Raw genomic sequence first — 12,298 nt, 5'->3', positions numbered from 1 at the left:
GACCGGGCCGAAAGATCACGAGACGGAGTGGCACCGGATGCAGCACGCAGTGGGGGCTCCGCTGCCGCCGCCCCATCAGCCGGGGCACGGACCGGCCGTCGGCTGGTCATCTGCCGGACAGCACCCGGGACCGGGTCCGGTACCCGCGTCCCCGCCCGCCCCGGGCTTCGCCGGGCCCCCCCTTCCCCCTGGGGTCCCGCCCGCCCAGGCCCCGCACCACCCCCCTGCCCACCAGGCTCCCGCGCCGCCCGCGCAGGCTCCGGTGCCGTCGGCGCACCAGGCCCCCGCGCCGGACGCCACGGGCCATGTGCGGCTGCCCCCGGGTGCCCCCGTGGCCGTGCCGTCCCCGCCGCCCGCCGTGGGCACCCCGGACCCGGCGGCCACCACGCTCGCGGTGCTGCTCATCGGCCCGGCCGGAGCGGGCAAGACCAGCGTCGCCAAGTACTGGGCGGAGCACCGCCGGGTCCCCACGGCGCACATCAGCCTCGACGACGTACGCGAATGGGTGCGCTCGGGCTTCGCGGACCCCCAGGCCGGGTGGAACGACCACTCGGAGGCGCAGTACCGCCTCGCCCGCCGCACCTGCGGATTCGCCGCCCGGAACTTCCTGGCCAACGGCATCTCGTGCATCCTCGACGACGCCGTGTTCCCGGACCGGCCGGTCGTCGGCCTCGGCGGCTGGAAGCGGCACGTGGGCCCCGGCCTGCTGCCGGTGGTCCTGTTGCCGGGCCTGGAGATCGTCCTCGAGCGCAATGCCGAGCGCTCCGGCAACCGCCGGCTCACGGACGAGGAGGTCGCCCGGATCCACGGCCGGATGGCCGGCTGGTACGGCTCGGGGCTGCCCATCATCGACAATTCGCAGCTCGACGTGCCGGCCACCGCGCGGATCCTGGACGACGTCCTCGCCCGCTCGATCGCCAGCCCGCCGCAGTGGTGACCTGCCGAGACTGAGATCGCCGGCGCTCCGGCCGCGGGCCCGGCGGCGTCGGGGCGGTGCCGTCCCGACGCCCGGTCGGCCCCGCTGGACCGGCGACATCCGGCCACCGCTCGTAGGCTCGGAACATGTCAGAGGTGTACGCGGCGCGCCGCGAGCGGCTCCGGGAACGCAGCACGGCGGGCGGCAGCCCCGCGGCGCTCGTCACCCGCCCGGCCAACGTGCGGTATCTCGCGGGCACGGCGCCGGACGGCGCCGTCCTGCTGCTCGGCAAGTCCGAGGACCTGCTGCTCTGTGCCTCCCTGCCGGGCGGGGACGCCGCCGAGGGACGGCCCGACGAGGCGCTGCGGGTGCGGCTGACGGGTGTGCCGGGCGGTGACGCGGCCGTCGCCGCGGCCGACCTCGCGGCCGCGCAGGGTGCGGAGTCCCTCGCCGTGGAGGAGCACCACCTGACAGTGCGGCGGCACCGCGCCATCGGCTCGGCGGCACCCCGGCTGCGGCTGGCGGACCTGGGCGGCGCGGTGGAGCAGTTGCGGGTCGTCAAGGACGAGGAGGAGATCTCCTGCCTGCGCATCGCCGCCGAGATCGCCGACCAGGCGCTGGGCGAGCTTCTGGAATCGATCCTCGTGGGCCGCACCGAACGGCATCTCGCGCTCGAGCTGGAGCGTCGGCTCGTCGACCACGGCGCCGACGGCCGGGCGTTCCCGACCTCCGTCGGCACCGGCCCGAACTCGGGGCGCCGCGGACACCGGCCCACCGACCGCCGGGTCGAGGAAGGTGATTTCCTCTCGGTCTGTCTGGGCGCCGTGTACCGCGGCTACCGCTGCGAGATCGGTCGCACATTCGTCGTCGGGACCTCGCCCGCGGACTGGCAGATCGAGCTGTACGACCTCGTCTTCGCCGCTCAGCGCGCCGGGCGTGAGGCTCTGGTGCCGGGTACCGCCTACCGTGACGTGGACCGGGCGGCCCGTCAGGTACTGGACTCCGCGGGGCATGCCGAGGGCCTTCCGGCGCTCACCGGACACGGTGTCGGGCTCGAAATCGACGAGGACCCGCAGTTGGCCCCCGCGGCCATGGGTAAACTGGACGCTTGCGTGCCGGTCACCGTCGAACCGGGGGTTCACCTCCCGGGCCGGGGCGGTGTCAGGATCGATGACACGCTCGTCGTGCGCCACGAGGCGGACGGCGGACCCGAGCTACTCACCATTACGACCAAGGAGCTGCTCGCGCTGTAGCGCGTGTCTTCTGGTCGTCCACGTCAGTCCAGGAGATTCCGCAACCGTGGCTTCCACGAACGACCTCAAGAACGGCCTGGTCCTCAAGCTCGAAGGCGGCCAGCTCTGGTCCGTCGTCGAGTTCCAGCACGTCAAGCCCGGCAAGGGCCCGGCCTTCGTGCGCACCAAGCTGAAGAACGTGCTCTCCGGCAAGGTCGTCGACAAGACGTTCAACGCCGGCGTCAAGGTCGAGACGGCCACGATCGACAAGCGTGACATGCAGTTCTCGTACATGGACGGCGAGTACTTCGTCTTCATGGACATGGACACGTACGACCAGCTCATGGTCGACCGCAAGTCCGTCGGCGACGCCGCCAACTTCCTGATCGAGGGCTTCACCGCCACCGTCGCGCAGCACGAGGGCGAGGTGCTCTTCGTCGAGCTGCCGGCCGCCGTCGAGCTGACCATCCAGGAGACCGAGCCCGGTGTCCAGGGTGACCGCTCCACCGGTGGCACCAAGCCCGCCACCCTGGAGACCGGCCACCAGATCCAGGTGCCGCTCTTCATCACCACCGGTGAGAAGATCAAGGTCGACACCCGTACGAGCGACTACCTCGGCCGGGTGAACAGCTAACCGTGGCTGCCCGCAACACGGCCCGCAAGCGCGCCTTCCAGATCCTCTTCGAGGGCGACCAGCGCGACGTGGACGTCCTCACGGTCCTCGCGGACTGGATCCGGCACTCCCGGTCCGACACCCGGCAGCCGCCGGTCAGCGAGTACACGATGCAGTTGGTCGAGGGGTACGCCGAGAAGGCCACCCGGATCGACGATCTCCTCGCGCAGTACTCCGTCGGCTGGACGCTCGACAGGATGCCGGTCGTCGACCGCAACGTCCTGCGCCTCGGCGCCTATGAGCTGATCTGGGTCGACGAGACCCCGGACGCCGTGGTGCTCGACGAGGCGGTCCAGCTGGCGAAGGAGTTCTCCACGGACGAGTCGCCCGCGTTCGTCAACGGCCTGCTGGGCCGTCTGAAGGAACTGAAGCCGTCGCTCCGCCGGGACGAGGCCTAGGCCCGGCTTCCGCCGGGCTTGACCTGGTCGTACGGCACGCCGTGACGACGTACGAAACGCCGGAGGGCCCGCAGCGCACCCGCTGCGGGCCCTCCGGCGTTCGGTGCGCCCTCCCGCGCCCCGGGGCGGCCCGGCCCGCCCTCCGGTGCCTCTGAGGCCCGCGAGGCGCGCAGAAAGCCGCCGGGGTGGCCGGAACGTTGTGTTCCGGCCACCCCGGCGGCACGTTTCTTCACAAGTGCGGGAAGGGATCAGCCCTCGTCGTGGGAGACCGCGCGGCGGGCATCCGCGTCCAGGACGCCCCAGCTGATCAGCTGCTCGGTGAGGACCGAGGGCGACTGGTCGTAGATGACGGCGAGTGTGCGCAGGTCGTCCTGGCGGATCGACAGCACCTTGCCGTTGTAGTCGCCGCGCTGGGACTGGATCGTGGCCGCGTACCTCTGCAGGGGGCCCGCCTTCTCGGCCGGGACGTGCGCCAGGCGCTCCAGGTCCAGGACGAGCTTCGGCGGCGGCTCGGCGGCCCCGCCCGGCGTGGTGCCCGGAAGCAGCTCCTGTACGGGGACCCCGTAGAAGTCCGCCAGCTCGGCGAGGCGCTGTACGGTCACGGCGCGGTCGCCGCGCTCGTACGAACCGACCACGACCGCCTTCCAGCGGCCCTGGGACTTCTCCTCGACGCCGTGGAGGGAAAGGCCCTGCTGGGTGCGGATGGCGCGGAGCTTGGCCCCGAGCTGTTTGGCGTATTCGCTGGACATATAGCTCCCCGGACGCTGTATCAACGTGCGGCTCCGCCGCGCGGCTGGTGACTCACTGTGAGGTTACGCAGCGTTACTCTCCCCCGTCAAGCCGAACGGTCCGCCCGCGCCCCCGCCCGCAGCCGCCGTCCGGGTGATTCCGAGGGGGTGATCAGGCGCGTTGCCTTGCTGGTAGCGTGGGAGGCGCACATCCGACGTCCTTTAATGATCCGTCCCGTGAGGCGGAGAAGGAGGTCCGTTTCCTATGGACTCAGAGCAGGACAAACAGCAGTACGAGTCCGATGCGCGGCCCGTTCTCGAAGGCCCCGACATCGCGCGGGTACTGACCCGCATCGCCCACGAGATCGTCGAGCGCGCCAAGGGCGCCGACGACGTGGTGCTCCTCGGCATTCCGACCCGGGGCGTCTTCCTCGCCCGCAGACTGGGCGACAAGCTCGCGGAGATCACCGGCCGCACCATCCCGGTCGGCTCCCTCGACATCACCATGTACCGCGACGACCTGCGCATGCACCCGCCGCGCGCGCTCGCCCGCACCGAGATCCCCGGTGACGGCATCGACGGCCGGCTGGTCGTCCTCGTCGACGACGTGCTCTTCTCGGGCCGCACGATCCGCGCCGCCCTCGACGCTCTGAACGACATCGGGCGACCGCGCGCCGTGCAGCTCGCCGTCCTCGTCGACCGCGGCCACCGCGAGCTGCCCATCCGTGCCGACTACGTCGGCAAGAACCTCCCCACGTCGTTGCGGGAGACGGTCAAGGTCCAGCTCGCCGAGGAGGACGGTCGCGACACCGTGCTGCTCGGCGCGAAGCGGACCTCCCCGGCCGGCGAGCAGTAGCCCCACTCGGACGCACGTCCCCGAGTGCGCCGCCGCGCGCCCGTATGCCCGATTACGCCTGAACTGCCCTACGGAGCCTGACAGATGCAGCGTCATCTCATCTCGGCCGCCGACCTCACCCGCGACGACGCCGTGCTCATCCTCGACACCGCCGAGGAAATGGCCCGGGTCGCCGACCGGCCGATCAAGAAGCTGCCGACCCTGCGCGGCCGCACCGTCGTCAACCTCTTCTTCGAGGACTCGACCCGTACCCGGATCTCCTTCGAAGCGGCCGAGAAGCGGCTCTCGGCGGACGTCATCAACTTCACCGCCAAGGGATCCAGCGTCTCCAAGGGCGAGTCCCTCAAGGACACCGCCCAGACCCTGGAGGCGATGGGCGTCGACGCCGTCGTCATCCGGCACGGCGCCTCCGGCGCCCCCTACCGCCTCGCCACCTCCGGCTGGATCGACGCCGCCGTCATCAACGCGGGCGACGGCACCCACCAGCACCCCACGCAGGCCCTGCTCGACGCGTTCACCATGCGGCGCCGGCTCGTCGGCCGCGACGCCGGACTCGGCAAGGACCTGGCGGGCCGGCGCATCACGCTGGTAGGCGACATCCTGCACAGCCGCGTCGCCCGCTCCAACGTCGACCTGCTGCACACCCTGGGCGCCGAGGTCACCCTCGTCGCACCGCCGACGCTGCTCCCCATCGGTGTCGAGGCGTGGCCCTGCGCGGTCTCCTACGACCTCGACAGCACGCTGTCCAAGTCCGACGCGGTGATGATGCTGCGCGTCCAGCGCGAGCGGATGAACGCCGCGTTCTTCCCGACCGAGCGCGAGTACTCGCGTCGCTACGGCCTCGACGGCGACCGCATGGCGAAGATGCCGGAGCACGCCATCGTCATGCACCCCGGCCCGATGGTCCGCGGCATGGAGATCACCGCAGCGGTCGCCGACTCCGACCGCTGCACGGCCATCGAGCAGGTGACGAACGGCGTGTCCATCCGCATGGCGGTCCTGTACCTCCTGCTGGGCGGCAACGAACCCGCCGTCACGCACACCCGCCCGCCCGTCTCCCACCCCCACCCTTCCAGCGAGCGCTCCGCGCACACCCTTTCCGCGGACGAGGAGAAGTAGGACCATGAGCAAGATCCTTATTCGCGGTGCGAAGGTGCTCGGCGGCGAGCCGCAGGACGTCCTCATCGACGGCGAGACCATCGCCGAGGTCGGCACCGGCCTGAGCGCCGAGGGCGCCGAGGTCGTCGAGGCCGACGGCCGCGTGCTGCTGCCGGGCCTCGTCGACCTGCACACCCATCTGCGCGAGCCGGGCCGGGAGGACTCCGAGACCGTCCTGACCGGCACCAGGGCCGCGGCGAGCGGTGGCTACACCTCCGTGTTCGCCATGGCCAACACCTTCCCGGTCGCCGACACCGCAGGCGTCGTCGAGCAGGTCTACCGGCTCGGCCAGGAGGGCGGCTACTGCGACGTGCAGCCCATCGGCGCCGTCACCGTCGGCCTGGAGGGCAAGAAGCTCGCCGAGCTGGGCGCGATGCACGAGTCCGCGGCCGGCGTCACCGTCTTCTCCGACGACGGCAAGTGCGTCGACGACGCGGTGATCATGCGCCGGGCCCTGGAGTACGTGAAGGCCTTCGGCGGGGTTGTCGCCCAGCACGCCCAGGAGCCGCGGCTGACCGAGGGCGCCCAGATGAACGAGGGCGTCGTCTCCGCAGAGCTCGGGCTCGGCGGCTGGCCCGCGGTCGCGGAGGAGTCGATCATCGCCCGGGACGTCCTGCTCGCCGAGCACGTCGGCTCCCGCGTGCACATCTGCCACCTGTCGACCGCCGGCTCCGTCGAGATCGTGCGCTGGGCCAAGTCCCGCGGCATCGACGTCACCGCCGAGGTCACCCCGCACCACCTCCTCCTCACCGACGAACTGGCACGCACGTACAACCCGGTCTTCAAGGTGAACCCGCCGCTGCGCACCGAACGTGACGTGCTGGCGCTGCGCGAGGCGCTCGCCGACGGCACCATCGACATCGTCGCCACCGACCACGCCCCGCACCCGCACGAGGACAAGGACTGCGAGTGGGCCGCCGCCGCCATGGGCATGGTGGGCCTGGAGACCGCGCTGTCCGTCGTCCAGCAGACGATGGTGGAGACCGGCCTGCTCGACTGGGCCGGCGTCGCCGACCGCATGTCCGTCAAGCCCGCCGCGATCGGCCGGGCCACCGGACACGGGCGTCCCGTCTCGGCAGGTGAGCCCGCCAACCTCACCCTCGTCGACACGGAATACCGTGGGACCGTGGACCCCGCGGGCTTCGCCTCGCGCAGCCGCAACACTCCGTACGAGGGCCGCGAGCTGCCGGGCCGTGTCACGCACACGTGGCTGCGGGGCCGGGCCACGCTCGTCGACGGGAAGCTCGCGTGACATCTCTGCAACTGACCTACCTCGCCGCCGGACAGAAGTCGGCGGAGGTGACCGACTGGGCCGCCCGCATCGGCTGGCTCGTCGGCCTCGCCCTCTTCGTCGCGCTCCTCTACTGGCTGATGCGCGAGGGCTGGAAGTGGCGCGGCACCCTCCAGGGCGACCTGCCGGAGCTGCCCGCCCGCCCGACGCCCGCCGGCACCCCGGACGGAGACGGCAGGCCGCCCCTGCCTGGAATGCCGGAAGGACCGGGTCCGGCGAGACTGAGCATGAGCGGCCGCTACCACGGCTCCACCACCGCCGGGCAGTGGCTCGACCGCATCGTGGCGCACGGCCTGGGCACCCGCAGCCGGGCCGAGCTCACGCTGACGGACGCGGGACTGGACGTCGTACGGCCCGGAGCCACCGACTTCTTCGTCCCGGTGGGAGCACTGCGCGAGGCCCGGCTGGACAAGGGCATCGCGGGCAAGGTCCTCACCGAGGGCGGTCTGCTCGTCGTCACCTGGGCCCACGGCGACAGACTGATCGACTCCGGATTCCGGTCGGACCGCGCGGCCGAGCACCACGAGTGGGTCGAGACCCTGAACCGAATGATCAACAAGAGCAGCGACACGGAAGGCGCACGATGACGACCTCCACAAGGGAAACCGGAAGGGTTTCCGCCGTACTCGTCCTGGAGGACGGCCGGATCTTCCGCGGCCGTGCCTACGGGGCCGTGGGGGAGACCTTCGGCGAAGCGGTGTTCTCCACCGGCATGACCGGCTACCAGGAGACCCTCACCGACCCGTCGTACCACCGCCAGGTCGTCGTCATGACGGCCCCGCACGTCGGCAACACCGGCATCAACGACGAGGACCCCGAGTCCAAGCGGATCTGGGTCGCCGGATACGTGGTGCGCGACCCCGCGCGCGTGCCCTCCAGCTGGCGCTCCCGGCGGACCCTCGACGACGAGCTGCGCGCCCAGGGCGTCGTCGGCATCAGCGGGATCGACACCCGCGCGCTCACCCGGCACCTGCGTGAGCGCGGCGCCATGCGCGTCGGCATCTTCTCCGGCGACACGCTGCCCGACGAGGGCACGATGATCACCGAGGTCCGCCGGGCCCCCGAGATGAAGGGCGCCAGCCTCTTCGAGGAGGTCGCCACCAAGGAGACCTACGTCGTCCCCGCCGTCGGCGAGAAGAAGTTCACCGTCGCCGCCGTGGACCTCGGCATCAAGGGCATGACCCCCCACCGCATGGCCGAGCGCGGCATCGAGGTGCACGTGCTGCCGGCCACCGCGACCGCGGAGGAGCTGTACGCCGTCAACCCCGACGGGGTGTTCTTCTCCAACGGCCCCGGCGATCCCGAGAAGGCCGACCAGCCCGTCGCGCTGATGCGGGAGGTCCTCGGCCGCCGGACGCCGCTCTTCGGCATCTGCTTCGGCAACCAGATCCTCGGCCGCGCCCTCGGCTTCGGCACCTACAAGCTGAAGTACGGCCACCGCGGCATCAACCAGCCCGTGCAGGACCGTACGACGGGCAAGGTCGAGGTCACCGCGCACAACCACGGCTTCGCCGTCGACGCCCCGCTCGACCGGGTCTCCGAGACCCCCTTCGGCCGCGCCGAGGTCTCCCACGTCTGCCTGAACGACCAGGTCGTCGAGGGACTTCAGCTCCTCGACCAGCCGGCCTTCAGCGTCCAGTACCACCCCGAAGCGGCAGCGGGCCCCCACGACGCCGCCTACCTGTTCGACCGCTTCGTATCCCTGATGGAGGGCCAGCGTGCCTAAGCGCACCGATATCCAGTCCGTCCTGGTCATCGGCTCCGGCCCGATCGTCATCGGCCAGGCCGCCGAGTTCGACTACTCCGGCACCCAGGCGTGCCGCGTGCTCAAGGCCGAGGGCCTGCGCGTCATCCTGGTGAACTCCAACCCGGCGACGATCATGACCGACCCGGAGATCGCCGACGCGACCTACGTCGAGCCGATCACCCCCGAGTTCGTCGAGAAGATCATCGCCAAGGAGCGCCCCGACGCTCTGCTGCCGACGCTCGGCGGCCAGACGGCTCTCAACACCGCGATCTCCATGCACGAGCAGGGGGTGCTGGAGAAGTACGGCGTCGAGCTGATCGGCGCCAACGTCGAGGCCATCAACAAGGGCGAGGACCGCGACCTCTTCAAGGACGTCGTGGAGGAGGTCCGCAAGAAGATCGGGCACGGCGAGTCCGCCCGCTCCGTCATCTGCCACTCCATGGACGACGTGCTGAAGGGCGTCGAGACGCTCGGCGGCTACCCCGTCGTCGTGCGGCCCTCCTTCACCATGGGCGGCGCCGGCTCCGGCTTCGCCCACGACGAGGACGAGCTGCGCCGCATCGCCGGCCAGGGCCTCACGCTCTCCCCGACCACCGAGGTGCTCCTGGAGGAGTCCATCCTCGGCTGGAAGGAGTACGAGCTGGAGCTGATGCGCGACAAGAACGACAACGTCGTGGTCGTCTGCTCCATCGAGAACTTCGACCCGATGGGCGTCCACACCGGTGACTCGATCACCGTCGCGCCCTCGATGACGCTGACCGACCGCGAGTACCAGCGGCTGCGCGACATCGGCATCGCGATCATCCGCGAGGTCGGCGTCGACACCGGCGGCTGCAACATCCAGTTCGCGGTCAACCCCGAGGACGGCCGCATCATCGTCATCGAGATGAACCCGCGGGTGTCGCGCTCCTCGGCCCTCGCCTCCAAGGCCACCGGCTTCCCGATCGCCAAGATCGCCGCCAAGCTGGCCGTCGGCTACACCCTCGACGAGATCCCGAACGACATCACCGAGAAGACGCCGGCCTCCTTCGAGCCGACGCTCGACTACGTCGTCGTCAAGGCGCCCCGGTTCGCCTTCGAGAAGTTCCCCTCGGCGGACTCGACCCTCACCACCACCATGAAGTCCGTCGGTGAGGCCATGGCCATCGGCCGCAACTTCACCGAGGCCCTGCAGAAGGCGCTGCGCTCGCTGGAGAAGAAGGGCTCGCAGTTCACGTTCGTGGGCGAGCCCGGCGACAAGAAGCAGCTCCTCGAAGAGGCCGTCCGGCCGACCGACGGGCGCATCAACACCGTCATGCAGGCCATCCGCGCCGGAGCCACCCAGGAGGAGGTCTTCGACGCGACGAAGATCGACCCGTGGTTCGTGGACCAGATGTTCCTGATCAAGGAGATCGCGGACGAGCTGGCCGCCGCCGACCGGCTCGACCAGGACCTGCTGGCCGAGGCCAAGCGCCACGGCTTCTCCGACGTCCAGATCGCCGAGATCCGCGGCCTGCGCGAGGACGTCGTCCGCGAGGTCCGGCACGCCCTCGGCGTCCGCCCGGTCTACAAGACGGTCGACACCTGCGCCGCCGAGTTCGCCGCGAAGACGCCGTACTTCTACTCCTCCTACGACGAGGAGACCGAAGTCGCGCCCCGCGAGAAGCCCGCGGTCGTCATCCTCGGCTCCGGGCCCAACCGCATCGGCCAGGGCATCGAGTTCGACTACTCCTGCGTCCACGCCTCCTTCGCCCTCAGCGAGGCCGGCTACGAGACCGTGATGGTCAACTGCAACCCCGAGACCGTCTCCACCGACTACGACACCTCCGACCGCCTGTACTTCGAGCCGCTGACGCTCGAGGACGTGCTGGAGATCGTCCACGCGGAGTCCCTCGCGGGCCCGATCGCCGGTGTGGTGGTGCAGCTCGGCGGCCAGACCCCGCTCGGCCTCGCGCAGGCGCTCAAGGACAACGGGGTACCGGTCGTCGGCACCTCGCCCGAGGCGATCCACGCCGCCGAGGACCGCGGCGCGTTCGGCCGCGTCCTCGCGGAGGCCGGCCTCCCGGCCCCCAAGCACGGCACCGCCACCACCTTCGCGGGCGCCAAGGCCATCGCCGACGAGATCGGCTACCCGGTCCTCGTCCGGCCGTCGTACGTCCTCGGCGGACGCGGCATGGAGATCGTGTACGACGAGACGCGCCTCGAGTCGTACATCGCCGAGTCCACCGAGATCAGCCCCTCCCGGCCGGTCCTCGTCGACCGTTTCCTCGACGACGCCATCGAGATCGACGTCGACGCCCTGTACGACGGCGAGGAGCTCTACCTCGGCGGCGTCATGGAGCACATCGAGGAGGCCGGCATCCACTCCGGCGACTCGGCGTGCGCCCTGCCCCCGATCACCCTCGGCGGCTTCGACATCAAGCGGCTGCGCGCCTCCACCGAGGCCATCGCCAAGGGCGTCGGCGTCCGCGGACTGATCAACATCCAGTTCGCCATGGCCGGGGACATCCTCTACGTCCTCGAAGCCAACCCGCGCGCCTCCCGCACGGTCCCCTTCACCTCGAAGGCGACCGCCGTGCCGCTGGCCAAGGCCGCCGCCCGCATCTCGCTCGGCGCGACCGTGGCCGAGCTGCGCGCGGAGGGGCTGCTGCCCGCGAACGGCGACGGCGGCACCCTGCCGCTCGACGCGCCGATCTCCGTCAAGGAGGCCGTCATGCCGTGGTCGCGCTTCCGCGACATCCACGGCCGGGGCGTGGACACCGTCCTCGGCCCGGAGATGCGCTCCACCGGCGAGGTCATGGGCATCGACTCGGTGTTCGGCACCGCGTACGCCAAGTCCCAGGCCGGCGCGTACGGGCCGCTGCCCACCAAGGGCCGTGCCTTCATCTCGGTGGCCAACCGCGACAAGCGCTCGATGATCTTCCCGGCGCGTGAACTCGTCGCCCACGGCTTCGAACTGCTCGCCACGTCCGGCACGGCCGAGGTGCTGAAGCGCAACGGCCTCAACGCCACCGTCGTGCGCAAGCAGAGCGAGGGCGAGGGTCCGAACGGCGAGAAGACCATCGTCCAGCTCATCCACGACGGCCAGGTCGACCTCATCGTCAACACCCCGTACGGCACCGGCGGCCGCCTCGACGGCTACGAGATCCGTACGGCGGCCGTGGCACGGTCCGTCCCGTGTCTGACGACGGTCCAGGCCCTCGCCGCCGCCGTCCAGGGCATCGACGCGCTCAACCGCGGCGACGTGGGCGTGCGCTCACTCCAGGAACACGCCGAGCATCTGATCGCGGCCCGCGACTAGCAGCCCGAGGGGGACACCG

At 71.0% G+C, this 12,298-nt stretch carries 11 protein-coding genes; 10 read left to right on the top strand and 1 reads right to left on the bottom strand.

Annotation, left to right across the window (positions count from 1 at the left end):
- The first annotated feature begins 37 nt into the window (after positions 1-37).
- The 4 genes from ACFYP4_RS31560 (at position 38) to nusB (ending at position 3,219) form a co-directional block, all read left to right on the top strand.
- Positions 38-937, top strand: a complete 900-nt coding sequence (locus tag ACFYP4_RS31560) for a Pro-rich N-terminal domain-containing protein (RefSeq protein ID WP_358855544.1) — start codon at positions 38-40, stop codon at positions 935-937.
- Between the two features lie 125 nt (positions 938-1,062).
- Entirely contained in the window at positions 1,063-2,169 is a 1,107-nt protein-coding gene (locus tag ACFYP4_RS31555; protein WP_388790099.1) for a M24 family metallopeptidase, read from the top strand.
- A gap of 46 nt (positions 2,170-2,215) precedes the next feature.
- Positions 2,216-2,782 (top strand): elongation factor P, encoded by a 567-nt coding sequence (gene efp, locus ACFYP4_RS31550; protein ID WP_121404421.1) that lies wholly within the window; start codon positions 2,216-2,218, stop codon positions 2,780-2,782.
- A gap of 2 nt (positions 2,783-2,784) precedes the next feature.
- Complete coding sequence (gene nusB, locus ACFYP4_RS31545; RefSeq protein ID WP_358855542.1) at positions 2,785-3,219, top strand: transcription antitermination factor NusB; 435 nt, start codon at positions 2,785-2,787, stop codon at positions 3,217-3,219.
- Between the two features lie 248 nt (positions 3,220-3,467).
- Here the strand turns inward: nusB and bldD are convergent, their stop codons facing one another.
- On the bottom strand, positions 3,468-3,968 hold the full coding sequence (gene bldD / locus ACFYP4_RS31540; RefSeq protein WP_067366005.1) for a transcriptional regulator BldD: 501 nt from the start codon (positions 3,966-3,968) through the stop codon (positions 3,468-3,470).
- A gap of 244 nt (positions 3,969-4,212) precedes the next feature.
- Between bldD and pyrR the strand changes: the two genes are divergently transcribed.
- The 6 genes from pyrR to carB all read left to right on the top strand — a co-directional run bounded on the left by pyrR (position 4,213) and on the right by carB (position 12,279).
- Complete coding sequence (gene pyrR, locus ACFYP4_RS31535; RefSeq protein ID WP_358852696.1) at positions 4,213-4,803, top strand: bifunctional pyr operon transcriptional regulator/uracil phosphoribosyltransferase PyrR; 591 nt, start codon at positions 4,213-4,215, stop codon at positions 4,801-4,803.
- 84 nt (positions 4,804-4,887) lie between these two features.
- On the top strand, positions 4,888-5,922 hold the full coding sequence (locus ACFYP4_RS31530) for an aspartate carbamoyltransferase catalytic subunit (protein WP_358852695.1): 1,035 nt from the start codon (positions 4,888-4,890) through the stop codon (positions 5,920-5,922).
- A gap of 4 nt (positions 5,923-5,926) precedes the next feature.
- On the top strand, positions 5,927-7,213 hold the full coding sequence (locus ACFYP4_RS31525; RefSeq protein WP_358852694.1) for a dihydroorotase: 1,287 nt from the start codon (positions 5,927-5,929) through the stop codon (positions 7,211-7,213).
- Positions 7,210-7,839, top strand: coding sequence for a hypothetical protein (locus ACFYP4_RS31520; protein ID WP_358852693.1), 630 nt, complete (start codon positions 7,210-7,212; stop codon positions 7,837-7,839). Before ACFYP4_RS31525 ends, ACFYP4_RS31520 begins: the two co-directional genes overlap by 4 nt.
- Complete coding sequence (carA, locus tag ACFYP4_RS31515; RefSeq protein WP_388790093.1) at positions 7,836-8,978, top strand: glutamine-hydrolyzing carbamoyl-phosphate synthase small subunit; 1,143 nt, start codon at positions 7,836-7,838, stop codon at positions 8,976-8,978. The genes ACFYP4_RS31520 and carA overlap by 4 nt, the downstream gene beginning before the upstream one ends.
- Positions 8,971-12,279 carry a carbamoyl-phosphate synthase large subunit gene (gene carB, locus ACFYP4_RS31510; protein WP_358852691.1) on the top strand — a complete coding sequence of 1,103 codons (3,309 nt, stop codon included), beginning with the start codon at positions 8,971-8,973 and terminating at the stop codon, positions 12,277-12,279. The genes carA and carB overlap by 8 nt, the downstream gene beginning before the upstream one ends.
- Positions 12,280-12,298 lie beyond the last annotated feature (19 nt).

Source organism: Streptomyces sp. NPDC005551 (assembly GCF_042871785.1).
Classification (GTDB): Bacteria; Actinomycetota; Actinomycetes; order Streptomycetales; family Streptomycetaceae; genus Streptomyces.
Note: the sequence above shows the minus strand (reverse complement) of the source record. Positions and strands in the feature narration are given on the sequence as shown.